19 protein-coding genes are annotated in these 16877 nt (G+C 70.6%); 3 read left to right on the plus strand and 16 right to left on the minus strand.

All coding sequences use genetic code 11. The annotated features are described in order from the left end of the window. The first annotated feature begins 131 nt into the window (after nt 1–131). On the plus strand, nt 132–404 hold the full coding sequence (locus tag ABZV38_RS23275; RefSeq protein ID WP_356329819.1) for a mycoredoxin: 273 nt from the start codon (nt 132–134) through the stop codon (nt 402–404). A gap of 24 nt (nt 405–428) precedes the next feature. On the opposite strand, the gene ABZV38_RS23280 is transcribed toward ABZV38_RS23275, so the two are convergent. The 11 genes from ABZV38_RS23280 to ABZV38_RS23330 form a co-directional block, all read right to left on the minus strand. Then, nucleotides 429–755 carry a hypothetical protein gene (locus tag ABZV38_RS23280; RefSeq protein ID WP_356329820.1) on the minus strand — a complete coding sequence of 109 codons (327 nt, stop codon included), beginning with the start codon at nt 753–755 and terminating at the stop codon, nt 429–431. Between the two features lie 74 nt (nt 756–829). After that, nucleotides 830–1609, minus strand: coding sequence for an exodeoxyribonuclease III (locus tag ABZV38_RS23285; RefSeq protein WP_356329822.1), 780 nt, complete (start codon nt 1607–1609; stop codon nt 830–832). A 48-nt stretch (nt 1610–1657) separates the two neighbouring features. Continuing rightward, entirely contained in the window at nt 1658–2314 is a 657-nt protein-coding gene (locus ABZV38_RS23290) for an MBL fold metallo-hydrolase (RefSeq protein WP_356329823.1), read from the minus strand. Nucleotides 2315–2327: 13 nt separating this feature from the next. Next, a complete protein-coding gene (locus ABZV38_RS23295; RefSeq protein WP_356329825.1) occupies nt 2328–3866 on the minus strand; it encodes an alpha/beta fold hydrolase in 1539 nt (512 codons plus the stop codon). 36 nt (nt 3867–3902) lie between these two features. After that, entirely contained in the window at nt 3903–4499 is a 597-nt protein-coding gene (locus tag ABZV38_RS23300; RefSeq protein ID WP_356329827.1) for a hypothetical protein, read from the minus strand. A 13-nt stretch (nt 4500–4512) separates the two neighbouring features. Then, complete coding sequence (locus ABZV38_RS23305; RefSeq protein WP_356329829.1) at nt 4513–5676, minus strand: ROK family glucokinase; 1164 nt, start codon at nt 5674–5676, stop codon at nt 4513–4515. A 135-nt stretch (nt 5677–5811) separates the two neighbouring features. Next, a complete protein-coding gene (locus ABZV38_RS23310; RefSeq protein WP_356329830.1) occupies nt 5812–6678 on the minus strand; it encodes an ATP-binding cassette domain-containing protein in 867 nt (288 codons plus the stop codon). Beyond that, nucleotides 6645–7700 carry an ABC transporter permease gene (locus ABZV38_RS23315; RefSeq protein WP_356329832.1) on the minus strand — a complete coding sequence of 352 codons (1056 nt, stop codon included), beginning with the start codon at nt 7698–7700 and terminating at the stop codon, nt 6645–6647. Before ABZV38_RS23315 ends, ABZV38_RS23310 begins: the two co-directional genes overlap by 34 nt. Beyond that, a complete protein-coding gene (locus ABZV38_RS23320) occupies nt 7697–8680 on the minus strand; it encodes a sugar ABC transporter substrate-binding protein (protein WP_356329834.1) in 984 nt (327 codons plus the stop codon). Before ABZV38_RS23320 ends, ABZV38_RS23315 begins: the two co-directional genes overlap by 4 nt. 206 nt (nt 8681–8886) lie before the next feature. Next, entirely contained in the window at nt 8887–9873 is a 987-nt protein-coding gene (locus ABZV38_RS23325; RefSeq protein WP_356329928.1) for a sugar ABC transporter substrate-binding protein, read from the minus strand. An 85-nt stretch (nt 9874–9958) separates the two neighbouring features. Continuing rightward, nucleotides 9959–10717, minus strand: a complete 759-nt coding sequence (locus ABZV38_RS23330) for a GntR family transcriptional regulator (protein ID WP_356329836.1) — start codon at nt 10715–10717, stop codon at nt 9959–9961. A gap of 211 nt (nt 10718–10928) precedes the next feature. Between ABZV38_RS23330 and ABZV38_RS23335 the strand changes: the two genes are divergently transcribed. Continuing rightward, complete coding sequence (locus ABZV38_RS23335; protein WP_356329838.1) at nt 10929–11933, plus strand: Gfo/Idh/MocA family oxidoreductase; 1005 nt, start codon at nt 10929–10931, stop codon at nt 11931–11933. 15 nt (nt 11934–11948) lie between these two features. On the opposite strand, the gene ABZV38_RS23340 is transcribed toward ABZV38_RS23335, so the two are convergent. The 4 genes from ABZV38_RS23340 to ABZV38_RS23355 form a co-directional block, all read right to left on the minus strand. Continuing rightward, on the minus strand, nt 11949–12365 hold the full coding sequence (locus tag ABZV38_RS23340; RefSeq protein WP_356329840.1) for a PaaI family thioesterase: 417 nt from the start codon (nt 12363–12365) through the stop codon (nt 11949–11951). Between the two features lie 16 nt (nt 12366–12381). Next, nucleotides 12382–13494, minus strand: a complete 1113-nt coding sequence (locus ABZV38_RS23345; RefSeq protein ID WP_356329929.1) for a cytochrome P450 — start codon at nt 13492–13494, stop codon at nt 12382–12384. A gap of 123 nt (nt 13495–13617) precedes the next feature. After that, nucleotides 13618–14337, minus strand: coding sequence for a response regulator transcription factor (locus ABZV38_RS23350; RefSeq protein WP_356329842.1), 720 nt, complete (start codon nt 14335–14337; stop codon nt 13618–13620). Further along, a complete protein-coding gene (locus tag ABZV38_RS23355; protein WP_356329844.1) occupies nt 14334–15560 on the minus strand; it encodes a histidine kinase in 1227 nt (408 codons plus the stop codon). Before ABZV38_RS23355 ends, ABZV38_RS23350 begins: the two co-directional genes overlap by 4 nt. Nucleotides 15561–15728: 168 nt before the next feature. Between ABZV38_RS23355 and ABZV38_RS23360 the strand changes: the two genes are divergently transcribed. Beyond that, a complete protein-coding gene (locus ABZV38_RS23360; RefSeq protein ID WP_356329845.1) occupies nt 15729–15932 on the plus strand; it encodes a hypothetical protein in 204 nt (67 codons plus the stop codon). 5 nt (nt 15933–15937) lie between these two features. On the opposite strand, the gene ABZV38_RS23365 is transcribed toward ABZV38_RS23360, so the two are convergent. Then, on the minus strand, nt 15938–16861 hold the full coding sequence (locus ABZV38_RS23365; protein WP_356329931.1) for a DMT family transporter: 924 nt from the start codon (nt 16859–16861) through the stop codon (nt 15938–15940). Nucleotides 16862–16877: the final 16 nt, after the last annotated feature.

A 16877-nucleotide genomic window follows, 5' to 3' on the forward strand; every position in this document is an offset into this window, starting at 1 on the left:
CGTCCTCATACTGGGCGTATTCGGGCGTTCCGACAACGCAGCGAGGTGCCGTAGCTGTCGTCGCGCGCCCGCCAGGGATTACGGGACAGCCCTTAGGCTCCCTCTCACACGTACGCGAACAGGGGAACCGCATGGCCACAGACCGCGACGGCATGGTTGTCTACTGGCGGCCCGGCTGCCCGTACTGCATGAAGCTGCGACTGCGGCTGCGGTTCAGCCGCCTCACCTACACCGAGGTGAACATCTGGCGGGACCCCGAGGCAGCGGCGTTCGTCCGCTCGGTCGCTGACGGGAACGAGACCGTGCCGACGGTGTCCGTCGCCGGCCACTCGATGGTCAACCCGTCCAAGCGGCAGGTGCTGGCCGCGGTCCGGACCCACGCACCGCACCTGGAGGCGTCGTAGCTCCGGACCGGACGCGCGGCGCGGTCAGGGACGGGGCGCGGGCGGGTCGTCGATCGTCACCTTCATGCCGCCCAGCTCGTCCTCCAGGTCCTTGGCGGCCTCTTTTGTCGCCTCGCCGATATGGGCGTTGAAGATGTCGTCGACGAACCCGGCCAGGACCTTGGTGTCGATGCCCTTGCACTCCGGCGGGACGGTGCCGTCGGCAGTGTTCTCCACGAACCGCTTCTCCATGACGGCCCTGCATGCCTTCGGATCGGCCTTGGCCGGCTCGTCGCCGCCGCAGCCGGTGAGGACGAGGAGCAGGGCGGCGCCGCCGGTGGCGGCCGCGACAGTGCGGGTACGGATGCGCATGGTCCCCCCAGGACGTTGCATGATCAAGACGTCATTGTGCGCCAGGATCAGGCCGTACGTCACCGGCCGACGGGTCACAGCTCCAGGTCGACGACCACCGGCGCATGGTCGGACGCGCCCTTGCCCTTGCGCTCCTCGCGGTCCACATAGCTGTCCTTGACCGCAACCGTGAACGGGCCGTTGCCGTAGACCAGGTCGATCCGCATGCCCTTGTTCTTCGGGAAGCGCAGCTCGCGGTAGTCCCAGAAGGTGTACGGGCGGTCGTACTTGAGCGGGCGCGGCATGACGTCCGACAGTCCCTCCTCGCGCAGTGCGGCGAGGGCGGCGCGCTCGGCAGGGGTGACATGGGTGGCGCCCTCGAACAGGGCCGGGTCCCAGACGTCCTCGTCGGTCGGGGCCACGTTGAAATCGCCCAGCACCGCGAACGGCTGCGAGCCCGCCGCGTCCGTGGCGACCGCCTTCTGCAGGGCCTCGAACCAGCGCAGCTTGTACGCGTAGTGCGCGTGCGCGACCTCTCGGCCGTTCGGCACGTACACCGACCAGAGGCGGACCGGCCCGCAGGTCGCGGAGATCGCCCGGGGCTCCTGCACGCCGTCGTAGTCGGGGCCTTCGGGCAGCCCCGTGACCACGTCGGACAAGCCGACCCGGGAGACCAGTGCCACCCCGTTCCACCGGCCGGTGGCGTTGACCGCGGACTCGTAGCCGAGCTCGCGCAGCTCGTCCGCCGGGAACTGCTCGGCCGTGCACTTGGTCTCCTGGATGCACAGCACGTCCGTGCCGGTGCTCTCCAGCCAGGCCAGCAGCCGCGGGAGGCGGGCGGTGATCGAATTGACGTTCCACGTGGCGATGCGCATGTACGTAAACCTAGCGGCTCCCACTGACAGTCGCCGGACCGGCGACTGTCACAGACCGGTCGAGTCCCCCGGGGTCAGCCGACCGTGGTCGGTTCCGCCGAGGCTGCCGATCTGCCGGTCGTAGATCGGGCGGGCGAGATCGGTGAGCAGCGCGTCGTGGATGTCGATCGCGCGACGCGGCTTGACCTCGCGGACGTAGTCGATGACCTCGGAGATCTTGTTCCAGGGGGCCATCACCGGGAGCATCAGAGTGTCGACGGGGTGGTCGGGGACGGTGAGCGCGTCCCCCGGATGGAAGAGCGAACCGTCCACCAGAAAACCGATGTTGGTGATCCGCGGGATGTCGGGGTGGATCACCGCGTGCAGCTCACCGTGCACCTGTACGTCGAAGCCGGCGGCGGTGAACGTGTCACCGTGACCGACGGTGTGGACCCGGCCGGGGAAGGCCGCGGAGAGCTGATCGGCCACGCTGCGCAGAGTCCAGATCTCCGCGGCCGGATTGGCTTCCAGGCCGGCCCGCAGCCGGCCCTCGTCGAAGTGGTCGGCGTGCTCGTGGGTCACGAGCATCACGTCGGCGCCGAGTGCCGCGTCCTGCTCCGAGAAGCCGCCCGGGTCGATGACGAGTGTCCGCCCGCCCTTCTCCAGCCGGATGCAGGAGTGCGTCTTCTTGGTCAGGGTCAGGTGCACGGGGTTCGCAGCGTTCATGGTGCCCATCCTGCTACGGCCGGGGCGTCGTTTCTTCCTGAATCACGGACTGGGCGATGGTGAAGGCGGCGCCGGCGGCCGGGATGCCGCAGTACACGGCGGTCTGCAGCAGTACTTCCTTGATCTCGGCAGGGGTCAGTCCGTTGCGCAGGGCAGCCCTGATATGCGGGGCGAGGCCCTCAAGGTGGCCGGATGAGACCAGTGCAGTGAGCGTGACGCAGCTGCGGGTACGACGGTCCAGGACCTCCCGGGTCCAGGTCTCACCCCAGGCGTAGCGCGTGACGAGCTCCTGGAACTCGCCGGTGAAGTCGTCGGATGCGGCCATGACCCGGTCGACGTGGGCGTCGCCGAGCACTTCGCGGCGGACCTTCATCCCCGGGTCGTACGGGTCCGGGCGGCCGGAGGTCACGGGCGCGGCCCCGGCCGCGGCGGAAGCGATCTCCGCGATGGGCAGGACGGGGGCGGAGAGGGCGGGGCCGGTGCCGGGGACGGGGATGGCGGCGAGGGTGTCCTGCCAGCTGGTGGAGAAGTGGGTGAGGAGCAGATCGGTGACGGCGCCGGGCTGCTCGACGGGGGCGAGGTGCGAGGCGCCGGGGACGAGGGCGAGCCGGGCGTCCGGGATGCCCGCGACCAGGGTGCGGGCCTCGGCCGGCCCGGTGACCTGGTCCTCGGCGCCGACCAGGACGAGGGTCGGGACACCGATGCGGCCGAGTTCGCGGCGGATGTCGAAGGCGGCCAGGGCTTCGCAGGCGGCGATGTAGCAGCCGGGGTCGGTGGTGCGGACCATCTGGACGGCCCACTCGACGATGGCGGGCTGGGCGGCGGCGAAGCCGGGGGTGAACCAGTGGTCCGGTGCGCTGCGGGCCATCGGCGCCAGGCCGTTGGTGCGGACGATCACGCCGCGCTGGCGGAACTCGTCGGCGCTGCCGAACCGGGGCGAGGCGGCGACCAGAGCCAGCGCCGCGACCCGGTGCGGGTGGCGCAGTGCGAGGTCGGCGCCGATCGCGCCGCCGATGGAGCAGCCCGCGTAACCGAAGCGCTGGACGCCGAGGCTGTCGAGGGTGGCCAGCAGCCGGTCGGACAGTTCACCGACGGTGGTGGAGGGGTGGGCGGGGGCGCCGCCGTGGCCGGGCAGGTCGAAGCGGAAGACCCGCCAGCGCTGGGAGAGCTCCGGTATCTGGCGGTCCCACATGTGCCAGGTGGTGCCGAGCGAGGGGCCGATGACAAGGACGGGGGCGTCCTGCGGGCCGTCGAACCGGTACTGCAGGGCGTGCACCGGCAGCGCGTGTGATCCCTGCGGGATCTGCCGGGGCGGTACGGGCTGGGCGGGCTGCACCGGCTGGGCGTGCGACGGCTGCAACGGCACCTGCCCGGTCTGCGTGGCCGGGAACGGCGGCACCGGCTGCAGGGTGTGCCCGGGCTGCGCGGCCTGCGGTCCCAGGAACGGCTCCATCGTCTGCGGGCCCTGGAACTGCTGCGCCGCAGGTGCGGACTGCACGCCCTGGAAGGGCTGCGCGGGCTGCGGGGTCTTCGTCTCACTCACGTCGCTCACTCGCTCCAGGTTAGTGAGCGGTCGGTCGGCCTCCGGTCAGGGGGTCGCCGCGGATACGACATATACGACAGGAGATGCCGGATCGGTCATGTCCACAGTGATGTTCTGGGTGGGGCGCGGATCCTTGTTGATGTGGGTGGTGCCCGCCCAGTCGACGCCCTCACCGAAGTACCAGCCCGCGATCTTGGTGTCGCGGGCGCCCACGGTGACGTCGCCGTCGTTCAGGGCCGCGCGGCCGGAGCCCATACGGGACAGGAAGCGGTCGAGCCCGGCGGACGACGTGCGGAACTGCACGTACATCCGGCTGGCCTTCCAGTTGTTCGTCTCGTAGTACTGGACGTCCACCGCGTTGCCGGGGATCGGCACCTCAAAGATCCGGCGCTGCATCCGGGACGGCCAGCCCTCACGGAGCCCCTGCGCGGAGGCCTCGGCCTCCTTGTCCTGACCGGAGCGGCGGCTCTGGCCGGCGGAGATCAGCAGATAACCGGCCGGGACGCCGATCAGCAGGACGATGATGGTCGCCGTGATCAGGCGTCGGCGGATCATCCGGCGCCGGTCCTCCGGGGGCCGCCGGCCGTCCTCGTCGGGCGGCGAGGACTGGCGCGGCAGGACAGGATGCTCGGCTGTGGTCATGTTCTGGGGATCCCTAGGAGGTGCGGGTGTTGCGGGTGGACCGGATGGTGCTCGCGGCCTGGTCGTAGATCTGCGCGTACCGCTCGTACCGTTCGACACGACGGCGGTTGGTGCGGCGGAACCGGCGCGCAACCAGTCGGGCCAGGTCGGCGGCGCCGACCATACCTGCCTCCGGGCCGAGTTGTGCCTTCGCGATCCGGGCCTCGGGGCGGTAGCCGCGGCCGGTGAGGTGGCGCTTGAATGCGTCCCTGGCGGGACCGATGAGCAGGTCGTCGGCGGCGCTGACACCGCCCCCGATGACGAAGCAGGAGGGGTCGAGCGCGGCGGCCAGATTGGCGATGCCGACGCCGAGCCACTGGCCGATGTCCTGGAGGAGCTCGATGCACATCGCATCGCCCTCGCGGGCCAGTTCGGTGATGAGTGGCCCGGTGATGTCGGGGATGTTCCCCTTGACCCGCTCGATGATGCCGTGGGCGACGGGCGAGTCGGCGGCGGCCAGCTCCCTGGCCTCGCGGACGAGAGCGTTGCCGGAGCTGTACTGCTCCCAGCAGCCGCGGTTGCCGCACGGGCAGCGGTGCCCGCCGGGCACGACCTGCATGTGGCCGAACTCACCGGCGACCCCGTACTTGCCGCGCTTGACCTGACCGTCCTCCAGGATCGCGCCGCCGATGCCGGTGCCAAGCGTGATCATGACGAGATGGTCCTCGCCGCGGCCCGCGCCGAACCGCCACTCCGCCCACGCCGCGGTGTTCGCGTCGTTGTCCACCATGACGGGGACGACCAGGCGGGAGGCGAGGGCGTCGCGGAGGGGTTCGTCGCGCCAGGCCAGGTGCGGGGCGAACAGCACCTTGGAGCGGTCGGCGTCGACCCAGCCCGCCGCGCCGATGCCGACGGCGTGCACATCGTGCCGGTCGGAGAGGTCGAGGACCAGCTCGACGATGGTGTCCTCGACGACCTTGGGGCTCTTGGACTTGTCCGGCGTCTCGGTGCGCAGCTGCTCCAGGATGTTGCCGTCGGCGTCGACGACGCCGGCCATCACCTTCGTACCCCCGATGTCGATGCCGACGGTGGGTACCCGCGGCGCCGTGAGGTGCGAGCGCCGCTCGCGGGTGCCGACGGTCCGCAGGACGGTGGCGCGGGCGGAGCCGCGGTGTGTGAAGTCGCGGTACGTGCTCATCGTCCCTGCGGGGTCTGGAGGGGCCGGGCGGTGACAGCTCCCGGCGGCGGACGGCGCCCGTCGGGCTCGATTCTGCCACTGCCGGAGCATCGGGGCGGGCGGACGGGGTCCGCGGCGCCCCGCCCGCGCTCCCTCCTACGGAGTGTCGTCCGTGACCGGATGGCCGCCCAGGTGGGTCGGTGAGGGGGCCCGCTCGAGCTCGTGGCTGAGCTCCTCGAGCTCGCTGCCGCCCGCCATCTGGCGGGTCAGCTCATCCAGGGTGATGGAGTCCTTGGTGTGGCTGCCGGACATGGCACCCCGCTTGAGCAGCACGAACCGGTCGCCGACCAGATAGGCGTGGTGCGGGTTGTGCGTGATGAGAACCACGCCGAGCCCGGCGTCCCGGGCGGCCGCCACGTACTTCAGCACGACCCCGGACTGCTTGACGCCGAGCGCCGCGGTGGGCTCGTCCAGGACGAGGACCTTGGCGCCGAAATAGACGGCCCGCGCGATGGCGACGCACTGGCGCTCGCCGCCGGACAGGGTGCCGATCGGCTGGTCGACATCGCGCAGGTCGATGCCCATGCGCAGCAGCTCGGAGCGGGTCGTCTCGCGCATCATCCGGACATCGAGCCTCTTGAACGGGCCGACGCCCGTCGTCGGCTCGGAGCCGAGGAAGAAGTTCCGCCAGACGGGCATCAGCGGGACGACGGCCAGGTCCTGGTAGACCGTGGCGATGCCCCGCTCCAGGGCCTCGCGCGGGTTGGCGAGAGCGGTCTCCTCGCCCTCGACGAGAAGCCTGCCGGCGTCGTGCCGGTGCAGCCCCGCGATGATCTTGATGAGGGTGGACTTGCCGGCGCCGTTGTCACCGAGGACGCAGGAGATCTCGCCCGCGTGGACCTCCAGCGAGACGTCCTCCAGGGCCTTGATGTTCCCGTAGAACTTGCTGACGTGGTCCAGCTCGATCAGCGCCCGGGGGGCCGCGGTCGTCATTTCGTCGCCTCCGCGCGCTTGCGTACCCATGCGTTGAGCAGGGTGGCCAGGAGCAGCATGGCTCCGAGGAAGAACTTGAACCAGTCCGGGTTCCACTCCGCGTACACGATGCCCTTGCTGGTCATGCCGAAGATGAACGCGCCGATCGCCGAGCCGATCGCCGAGCCGTAGCCGCCGGTGATCAGGCAGCCGCCGATGACGGCCGCGATGATGTACGTCAGCTCGTTGCCGACGCCCTCGCCGGACTGCACGACATCGAACGAGAACAGCAGGTGCTGCCCGGAGACCCAGGCGGCGAAGGCGACCCCGAGGTAGAGCCCGACCTTGGTGCGGATCACCGGGACACCGACGGCACGGGCCGCGTCGGCCTCGCCGCCGACTGCGAAGATCCAGTTGCCGAACCGGGTACGGAGCAGGATCCAGGTGGCGATCGCGACGAGCACCGCCCACCACAGGATGGTGACCTTGAGCTCGACCCCGCCGACGGTCCACTGCGAGGCGAAGACCTTGCGGGCCGAGTCGAAGCCCTCCATGTCGGCGATGGACTTCGTCGACACGGTTCCGCTGATCAGCTTGGTGAAGCCGAGATTGAGACCGGTCAGCATCAGGAACGTACCGAGCGTGATGATGAAGCTCGGCAGTTTGGTACGGGTCAGCATGAGCCCGTTGAACGCGCCGACGGCCAGCGTCACCAGCAGCGACACGAAGACGCCGACCCAGATATTGGCCGTCATCTGGTAGCTGAACATCGACGAGACCAGTGCGGAGCTGGTGACCAGGACACCGGCGGACAGGTCGAACTCGCCGCCGATCATCAGCAGCGCCACCGGTGCCGCCATGATCCCGATGGTGGACGCCGCGTACAGCACCGTGCCGAAGCTGGAGGCGCGCAGGAAGCTGTCGGCGACGATCGAGAAGAAGATGAAGACGGCCGCGGCGCCGACGACCGATCCGAGTTCGGGGCGGCCGAGCAGTTTGCGCAGCGCCGAGGTGTGCAGCAGCCGCTCGTCGGCCCCGGCCGCCGGGGCGGGTGGTTGCTCCGTCGTGGTCATCGGGTCCCCCGCTCCGTGTACTCCGCCAGCTCGGCGGCGTCCTTCGAGGTGATGATCTGCGGGCCGGTGAGAACGGGGCGCCCGCCGCCGAGCACATTGCGGTTGTAGCGGTAGAGCCAGAGCAGGTCGACGGCCTCGTACCCCTGGAGATACGGCTGCTGGTCGACGGCGAAGCCCAGGGTCTTGTCCTGCAGTGCGGTGGCGACCTTGGCGTTCAGGTCGAACGTGTCGATCTCGGCCTCGGAGCCCGCGGTCCGCTTCGCCTTCACGGCGGCGTCCGCGAAGGGCGCGCCGAGCGTGACGACCGCGTCGATGCTCTTGTCCGCCTGAAGTTTCGCCTCGATGGACGCCTGGACGTCGGGCATGTTGGTGCCCTCGACGTACAGGTTCTGCATCTGCCCGTCGAACGCCTTTTTCGCTCCGGCGCAGCGCTGCTCATGGCCGACGTTGCCCTGCTCGTGCAGGATGCACAGGGCCTTCTTGCGGCCGCGCGCGTCGAGCTCGTCGCCGACGGCCTCACCCGCGATGGACTCGTCCTGGCCGATGTGGGTGAGCGCGCCGAACGCCTTGGACTCCGCGGAGCCCGAGTTCACCGTGATCACCGGGATCCCGGCCCTGGTGGCCTTGGCGACGACGTCCTTCATCGCGTCGGGCTTGGCGAGCGTGACGATCAGCCCGTCGACCCGCTGGTCGATGGCGGCCTGGACGAGCTGGGCCTGCTGCTGTGCCTCGTCGTTGTGCGAGTAAAGAAACTTGATGTTGTCCTTGACGGCCGCCTGCTCGGCGCCCCGCTGGACGATGTCCCAGAAGGTGTCGCCGTCGCCCGAGTGGGTGACCATGGCGAAGGTCCAGCGAGGCGTGTTCACCGCGGACCGGCCCTCGGCGGCGGCCCGGGCCGCGCGCTCCTCCGCCCGCTTGCCACCGGTGCTGCTGCATCCCACGAGGGAGGCCCCGAGCACCGCCGCAAGCACGGCGCCCATCGCACGTACCCCTGTCCGAACCCTTGCCACGACGCCGTGCCCTTCTTGTGCTGCTCGCTGTGCTGCTTGGTGCCGTCCGGGGGTATTGCCTCCCGGTCCGGCTGGCCAAGTATCCCCGAGCCCGAGTCGGCGCCGCCCGGCAGGGGCGGGCCGTGTGTGTCGGAAGGGCGTGGGCACGCTGGTGTCCGCGGTGGCGCGTACGGGGGTCATCGGGTGCCGCGCGCGGTGTACTCCTCCAGCTGCGGGACGTCGTCGGCGGTGACGATCGCCGGGCCGGTGAGCACCGGTTTGCCGCCGCCGATGACGTTGCCGTTCGTCTTGTTGAGCCAGATTTCGTCTACGGCGAGATAGCCCTGGAGGTAGGGCTGCTGGTCGACGGCGAAGCCGACCTCCGCGGCCTTGAGGCGCTTGACGACCTCGGCGTTCAGATCGAAGGTGTCGACCTCGGCCTTGGAGCCGGAGCCCTCCTTGGCCTTGACGGAGGCGGCGGCGAACGGCGCGCCGAGGGTGACGATCGTGTCGATGCCGTGGTCGGCCTGGAGCTTCGCCTCGATGGAGGAGGTGGAGGCGGGCATGTTGGTGCCCTCGACATTGAGATTCTCGACCGCGCCCTTGAAGGTCTTCTTCACTCCGGCGCACCGCTCCTCGAGCGACACATTGCCCTGTTCATGGATGACGCAGACGGCCTTCTTGCGGCCGCGCTTGTTGAGTTCCTCACCGACGGCCTCGCCGGCGACCTTCTCGTCCTGCCCGATATGGCCGAGCGCCCCGACCTCCGTGGAGAACTGCGCGCCCGAGTTGATCGTGACGACGGGGATGCCGGCCTTCACCGCCTTGGCGACGACCTCCTTGACGGCTTCCGGTTTGGCGAGCGTGACGACGATGCCGTCGACCTTCTGGTCAATGGCGGCCTGAACGAGCTGGGCCTGCTCCTTGCCCTCCTTGTCGGCGGAGTAGAGGAACTCGACGTTGTCCTTGGCCGCGGCCTGCTTCGCGCCGCTGCGGACGATGTCCCAGAAGGTGTCGCCCTCCCCCGCATGCGTGACCATGGCGATCTTCATGCGGGGTGTGGAGACGCCCTTGGCGCCTTGCCCGCTGCCGCTCCCGGACTTGTCCTCCGAGCTCTTGCCACCGGAGCTGCTGCATCCGGTTAAGGCGGTGAGGGCGAGGCTGATGGTGCATATGGCGATCAGGGTTGCTGCCCCGGCCGCCCGAGTGCGGCTTGGGGAGTTGTAGCGGGGTGCGTCGACGTCGTCAACGGGGCCTCCGGTGCGCTCGTCAGCGGACGAGGAGCTGGAAGTCGAAGGCGTAGCGCGAGGCCCGGTAGACGTGGGAGGCGAATTCGACCGCCCGCCCGGTGTCGTCGTACGTGGTGCGCTCCATGGTCAGCAGCGGCGCCCCCTCGGGCTCGGCGAGCTGGGCAGCCTCCTCGGCCGTGGCCAGGCGGGCGCCGACGCTCTGGCGCGCGCTGTGCAGGGTGATGCCGGCGGTCCGCATGATCCGGTAGAGACCGGTGGCCTCCAGCCGTTCGGTACCCAGGTCGACAAGGCCCGCGGGCAGGTGGTTGCGCAGCAGGGCCATCGGTTCGTCGTGTGCGGACCGCAGCCGCTCGACGAGCTGGACCTCGGTACCTTCCGGGACGCCGAGGGCGGCGGCGATCCTGGCGGTGGCGGGCTCGACCTGGTTGCGCAGGACGCGGGTGGCGGGGCGCTGGCCGGCCGCCTCCAGATCGTCGTAGAGGCTGCTCAGCTCGAGGGGCCGCTTGACCTGGCTGTGGACGACCTGGGTGCCCACCCCGCGGCGTCGGACCATCAGGCCCTTGTCGACGAGCGACTGGATGGCCTGGCGGACGGTGGGCCGGGACAGGCCGAGCCGGGCCGCGAGCTCGATCTCGTTGCCGAGGAGGCTGCCGGGGGCGAGGCGGCCCTGCTCGATTGCCGCCTCCAGCTGCTGGGACAGCTGGTAGTAGAGCGGGACCGGGCTGCTGCGGTCCACGCCGAGTTCGAGGGCGACGGGGTCGGCGATGGGTTTGGGCACGGCAGGAGCGTAGCTCTCACGTCAGGACCATCGGTAGTCAGGTCGTCCTGTTGTCCGAACAATCGGGATGACGTCCTCGGCGTGCCATGCAGCGGCGCCGTCCCACCGGCCGGTGCACCGGGTACGGGTCCAGCGACTCGACGCTCCGAACACGACTGGTTTGTCAGGACATATAGTTGACAGCGCAGTCGGTGGGCGGCACGTTGGGTGCATGCGTATCGGACTCATCGGCACCGGCCGGATCGGTGCCTTCCACGCGGGTGTGCTGGCCCGCCACCCTGCGGTGGACACGCTGGTGGTGACGGACACCGACGGGACGAGGGCGGCCGAGGTCGCAGCCCGGACGGGCGCTTCGACCGCCGGGTCCGTGGCCGACGTGCTGCGCGCGGGGGTGGACGCCGTCGTGATCGCCTCGGCCACGTCGGCGCACGCGGAGCTGATCGGTACGGCCGCGCGCGCGGGCCTGCCCGCGTTCTGCGAGAAGCCGATCGCGCTGGACCCTGCGGGCACGCTGAGCGCGCTGCGCGAGGTCGAGCAGGCCGGGAGCGTGCTCCAGCTGGGCTTCATGCGCCGATTCGACGCCGGGTACGGTGCGGCGCGCACCGCCGTGCGGGGCGGGGCGCTGGGCAGGCTGCACACCGTGCGGGCCGTGACCTCCGATCCGGCGCCGCCGCCCGCCGCCTATCTGCCGCACTCCGGCGGTCTGTTCCGGGATTGCCTGATCCATGACTTCGACATCCTGCGGTGGGTGACGGGCCGTGAGGTGGTGGAGGTGTACGCCACCGGATCGGATGCCGGGCCCGCGATGTTCCGCGCGGCAGGCGATGTCGACACGGCCGCGGCCCTGCTGACCCTCGACGACGCCACGCTGGCCACGGCGACGGCGACCCGGTGCAACGGCGCCGGGTACGACGTACGGATGGAGCTGGCGGGCGAGCTCGGCCAGATCGCGGTCGGTCTCGACGAGCGCACGCCGCTGACGTCGGTGGAGCCACAGGGCCCCGCCGCCCCGGCCAAGCCGTGGCCGGGGTTCCTGGAGCGGTTCGCCCCGGCGTACGAGGCGGAACTGGACGCGTTCGTGCGGGTGGTGCGGGGCGAGGCGGCCAACCCGTGCGACGGCCGGGAAGCGCTGCACGCGCTGCGGATCGCGGAGGCGTGCGAGCTGTCGCGGCGCGAGCACCGGCCGGTCGCAGTGGCGGAGATCCCGGCCGGCTGAGGTGGAATTGCCCCTTCAGGTCCGGGTGGAGAGCACGGTCCCCTGGGCGACCGCGCACAGGGATTCCGCGCCGTCGTCCGCTGCGGCGAACAGATCACAGCGGACCACGGCCTGGCGGCGGCCGGTATGGACGACGGTGGCGCGGGCGATCAGGGTGCGGCCGGTGGCCGGCCGGATGTACTGGATCGAGAAGCCGCCGGTGAGTACCGCCGGTCCGAGGGTCGTCCCGGCGGCGAAGGTGATCGAGTTGTCAGCCGCGTAGGACAGCACCCCGCCGTGCACAAAGCCGTTCTGCTGCTGGAGTTCCGGACGGATGTCCACTTCGAGGGTGGCCGCGCCGTCCCCGAATGCGGTTATCCGCGCCCCGACGAGCCCGCTGAACGGCTGGCTGTCGAGGACCTTCTGTGCCATCTGCAAATCAAGTCCGGTCATGACACGCTTTCCTACCTCACCAGCGCACCGGCAACCGTCGCACCCCGCGGATCAGCATCCCCGGCAGCCAGTCGAGCTCCGCGGTGTCCGGGTCGAGTGCGAGATCCGGGCACCGCTCCAGCAGCGCACGGATCGCGATCCGGCCCTCCATGCGGGCCAGCGGCGCCCCCATACAGAAGTGGATGCCGTGTCCGAACGCCAGATGACCCTGGGTGTCGCGGCGGATGTCGAAGCGGTCCGGTTCCGGATAGTGGGCAGGGTCGCGGTCGGCTCCGGCCAGGGCGATCAGGACCGCTTCGCCGGACGGAATGACCCGGGAGCCGATCGCGACCGGTTCACGGGTGAAGCGGAAGGTGGCGGTCTCCACCGGCCCGTCGTACCGGAGCATCTCCTCGACCGCACCGTCGATCAAGCTGAAATCGGCACGCAGTGCAGCCAGTTGACCGGGGTGGGAGAGAAGGGCGCGCACCCCGTTGGAGATCAGATTGACCGTGGTCTCATGACCGGCGACGAGCAGCAGGAAGGCCATCCCGACGAGTTCGTCGGGCGACAGTCCGTCGCCCTCCTCATAGCGCGCCCGGATCAGCGCACTCAGCAGGTCGTCGCCGGGCGAGCACCGCTTGTCCTCGATGAGCTCGACCAGATAGGCGCCCATCGAACGGACCGCCTCGCTCTCCTCCTGCGCAGTCTTCGGGGCGACGATGCCGTTCGACAGCCGGCGGAACTCGTTGCGGTCCAGGTCCGGCACACCGATCAGCTCACAGATGACCGTCATGGGCAGCGGGAAGGCGAGCGCGTCGACGAGGTCGCCGTGCCCGGCGGGCACCATCGCATCGAGGAGTTCACCGGTGATCTGCTGGACGCGCGGCCGCAACGACTCGATCCTGCGGGCGGTGAACTCGCGGGCGACGAGCTTGCGCAGCCGGGTGTGGTGGGGCGCGTCCATCTCCAGCATGTTGGCGTTGATCGCATCGCCGTCACCCTGGCCCGCCCAGCTCGACAGTGTCCGCCAGTCCTTGCCGAGCCGCTGGTCGGCGAGGGCCGCGCGGCCCTCCTCGTACCCGACGATCAGCCAGACCCGGTCGAAGTCGTCGGTACGGATGGTGTGCACCGGTCCCTCGGCGCGCATCTTCGCGTAGTACGGATACGGATTCGCGGTGAAGTCCTGGATCCCGCGAAGATCGACGTCCACTGCGGACACGGTCCGCCCCCTCCCGGCCGGTTCGGTTCGATCTGCTCGGATCGACCCCTGTCAGCCTACGTCGCCGGTGGAGCCGCCCTCCTCGTCGAGCAGACCCGCGTCGTGCACCAACAGCGCAATCTGAACGCGGTTGTTGAAGCCGAACTTCGCGAGAATGCGCGACACATGGGTCTTGACGGTGGCCACGCTGAGATAGAGGGCCGCGGCGATCTCCGCATTGGACCGCCCTCGTCCGACGGCAAACGCGACCTCGCGCTCCCGCTCGGCGAGAGAGGCGATCCGCTGCCGGGCCCGCTCGGCCCGGGCCGGCCGGCCGTCGGCACCGCCCGCGGCACGGGCCATGAGCTGCCGGGTGACGGCGGGGGACAGCACGGGGTCACCGGCCGCGACCCGTCGAACCGAGTCGACGATCTGCGCGGGCGGCGTGTCCTTCAGGACGAATCCTGCCGCTCCGGCGCGGATGGCCCGCAGCACCTGTTCATCGGCGTGGAACGTGGTGAGGACGACGACCTCCGGCGCGTCGGGCCGGCTGCGCAGCGTCTCCGTCGCAGTCAGCCCGTCCATGGTCGGCATCCTGATGTCCATCAGCACCACATCGGGGCGGTGCCGGTCGACGAGATCCGCGACCTCGGAGCCGTCCGCTCCCTCCCCCACGACGGTGATGTCGTCGACACCGCCGAGCATGAACGTCAGCCCGGCCCGTACGAGCGGGTCGTCGTCGACAATGAGCAGCCGGACGGGGGGCGCTGCGGGATCCCTGGGGGTGGTCATGCCGACCACGGTAGCCAGGCCCGGACGGCGAATCCGCCGTCGGGTTCCGGGCCGTGATCGAGACGGCCGCCCGCGAGGGTGGCGCGTTCGGTCAGGCCGATGAGGCCCTGACCGGAGCCCGGGACCCGCTCGAACGGTTCGACGGGCGCCGGGTTGCGTACCTCGATGGTGAGTCCGTCGCCCGGTCCGCCGGCGACGGTGACGGTGACCTCGCTGCCAGGGGCGTGTTTACGGGCGTTGGTCAGGCCCTCCTGAGCAATGCGGTACACGGTGCGGCCGGTGGCGGCGGGGGCGGTGGCCGGGTCGGCGACGCGGCTGTCGAGGGTGACCCTCATCCCGGCCAGGCGGGACTCGGCAATCAGGGCTTCCAGGGTGGCGAGGGTGGGCTGCGGCCGGTTGCCGTCCCCGCCGTCGCCGTCGCCGGGACTGCGGAGGACGCCGATGATCTCGCGGAGGTCCTGGAGCGCCTCGTGCGCGCTGTCCCGGATGACCCCGGCGGCCCGGCCGACCTCGGCCGGTGGCGCGTCGGGGCGGAATTCGAGGGCGCCCGCATGGACGCTGAGGAGGGTCAGCCGATGGGCGAGCACATCGTGCATCTCGCGGGCGATGGCCTCGCGGGCCAGCCGCTGCGCCTGCTCGGCCCGGAGTCCGGCCTCCGCCTCGGCCCGGCGGGCACGCTCGCGCAGCGTCACGACGAGCTGGCGTCTGGACCGTACGACCATCCCCCAGCTCAGCACCAGCAGAACCAGCAGCACGCCGATGACCGTGGACGCGACGAACGAGGTACCCGGGTCCGGACGCAGATACGGCTGTACGGGCGCGACGGCCAGTGCGAGCGCGCCGACGACCGCCACCGGTCTGAACGGCCGGTGCACCGCCACGCTGAACAGCGCCACGAGCAGGGCCCCGGCGGCGACCGGTTCCACGGTGCTGAGCAGGGTCAGGGCCACAGCGAGGCCGACCGGCCACCGCCGACGTGTCCACAGGGCACAGCAGGCCGCGGCGCCGATCAGCGAGTCGATGAGGACGACGCCGTCGGGAGTGGTGCGGTCGGCGTCGATGGCGCCGGCCACCGCCAGTCCGATCGCCGCCGCGCAGAGGAAGGCCGTGATGTCGACGACCCAGTCCCGTACCGTGCGGCGCGCCCTGCGGCCCTGGTCACCGGGTAGCTCGGGATCGGCCATCGCCGAGGGCAGCAGCCAGCGGTACTCCGTGCGCGTCATATCGACAAAACTACTCAGCCGGCGCGCTCGTACCGGCCGTACGGGAGCGGGAAGCCACCGAAGTCGCCGGACGGGAGCCTTCGGTAGCACCGGACCGGAGACTTAGGTAGCAGCGGGGCAGACCTGTGGCCGACGCGGCGGTGGGACCGTGCGCGCGAGGCTCGCGGGATGAAGAAACTCTGCGAGTCGGTCGGGTTCATCGTCTTCATCCAGGGTGTCGCCGGGCTGCTCCACGAATGGACGGGCTGGTTCCGGCTCTGGGCGGTGGTGCGGAGACTGGACTTCCTCGGTGGGTACGTGGTGTTCGTCAACATCGTGCTGGTGATGACGGGCGCCGCTGTGATGGTGGCAGCGGACCGGCTCAAGGAGTAGCCGGCTCACGGACCGGCGGGAGTTGCCGCGCGGCGGCCCCAGCCGGTTCCGGCGAGAACGAGCGCTGCTCCCAGTACACCGGGGGCGGAGAGCCGCTCGCCGCCGATCGCGATGCCCGCGGCGGCCGCCCACAGCGGTTCCGTGCCGAGCAGCAGACTGACCCGGGACGGCGAGGTGCGGCGTACCGACCACATCTGGACGAAGAAGGCGAACAGCGTGCAGAAGACAGAGAGGAACAGCAGCCCGCCCCATTCCCGGACACCGAACCCCGCGGCCACCGTCCATGGCGATGCGCCGGTGCCGGGCACGGCGGCGAGCACGGCGAAGACGGCGACCGCACTGCCGAGCTGCACAGTGGTCAGCGACAGCGAGTCCGCCGCCCGGACGGACTTGATGCGGGCCATCAGCAGCACATGGAGGGTGCGCGCGAGGGCGGCCACCAGCATCAGCAGATCGCCCACCGACGGGCTGGTGAAGCCGCCCCCCTGGGTCAGCAGCACCACACCGGCGACGGACAGTGCGGCTGCGGCGAGAAAAGTCCTGGGCGGCCGGACCCGGGTCACCGCGGCCTCGGCGAGCGGCGTGAAAATCATGGTGAGGCTGATGATGAGCCCGGCGTTGGTCGCCGAGGTGTGCACGACGCCGTACGTCTCCACCAGGAAGATCCCGCTGAGGACCAGCCCCAGCAGACCGGCGCCGCGCCACTGCGCCGCACCGAGCGCCCGCAGCCTGCGCCACCCGGCGACGGCGAGGACGGGCAGCACGATGACGAAGCGCAGGACGAGGACGGCGACGACGGTGGATGTCGTGGTGATGCCCTTGGCGGCGAGATAGCTGGCGCCCCAGACGACCGCGACGAGCAGCACGGGCAGATCGGTGAGCCAGGCCCGGCGCGGTGGTGCGAGGGCGGGCAGGGCGACGGCGGACACCTGGTTCTCCTGATTC

The sequence above is a fragment of the Streptomyces sp. NPDC005181 genome (assembly GCF_040608395.1).
GTDB lineage: Bacteria > Actinomycetota > Actinomycetes > Streptomycetales > Streptomycetaceae > Streptomyces.

Bases quoted from the DNA above. Each gene is read 5' to 3' on its own strand.
- ABZV38_RS23305 (WP_356329829.1), bottom strand. From the start codon at position 5,676: ATGAGCACGTACCGCGACTTCACACACCGCGGCTCCGCCCGCGCCACC.
- ABZV38_RS23310 (WP_356329830.1), bottom strand. From the start codon at position 6,678: ATGGGTACGCAAGCGCGCGGAGGCGACGAAATGACGACCGCGGCCCCC.
- ABZV38_RS23280 (WP_356329820.1), bottom strand. From the start codon at position 755: ATGCGCATCCGTACCCGCACTGTCGCGGCCGCCACCGGCGGCGCCGCC.
- ABZV38_RS23320 (WP_356329834.1), bottom strand. From the start codon at position 8,680: ATGGGCGCCGTGCTTGCGGCGGTGCTCGGGGCCTCCCTCGTGGGATGC.
- ABZV38_RS23345 (WP_356329929.1), bottom strand. From the start codon at position 13,494: ATGCGCGCCGAGGGACCGGTGCACACCATCCGTACCGACGACTTCGAC.
- ABZV38_RS23315 (WP_356329832.1), bottom strand. From the start codon at position 7,700: ATGACCACGACGGAGCAACCACCCGCCCCGGCGGCCGGGGCCGACGAG.
- ABZV38_RS23360 (WP_356329845.1), top strand. From the start codon at position 15,729: ATGAAGAAACTCTGCGAGTCGGTCGGGTTCATCGTCTTCATCCAGGGT.
- ABZV38_RS23300 (WP_356329827.1), bottom strand. From the start codon at position 4,499: ATGACCACAGCCGAGCATCCTGTCCTGCCGCGCCAGTCCTCGCCGCCC.
- ABZV38_RS23335 (WP_356329838.1), top strand. From the start codon at position 10,929: ATGCGTATCGGACTCATCGGCACCGGCCGGATCGGTGCCTTCCACGCG.
- ABZV38_RS23340 (WP_356329840.1), bottom strand. From the start codon at position 12,365: ATGACCGGACTTGATTTGCAGATGGCACAGAAGGTCCTCGACAGCCAG.
- ABZV38_RS23355 (WP_356329844.1), bottom strand. From the start codon at position 15,560: ATGACGCGCACGGAGTACCGCTGGCTGCTGCCCTCGGCGATGGCCGAT.
- ABZV38_RS23350 (WP_356329842.1), bottom strand. From the start codon at position 14,337: ATGACCACCCCCAGGGATCCCGCAGCGCCCCCCGTCCGGCTGCTCATT.
- ABZV38_RS23290 (WP_356329823.1), bottom strand. From the start codon at position 2,314: ATGAACGCTGCGAACCCCGTGCACCTGACCCTGACCAAGAAGACGCAC.
- ABZV38_RS23275 (WP_356329819.1), top strand. From the start codon at position 132: ATGGCCACAGACCGCGACGGCATGGTTGTCTACTGGCGGCCCGGCTGC.
- ABZV38_RS23285 (WP_356329822.1), bottom strand. From the start codon at position 1,609: ATGCGCATCGCCACGTGGAACGTCAATTCGATCACCGCCCGCCTCCCG.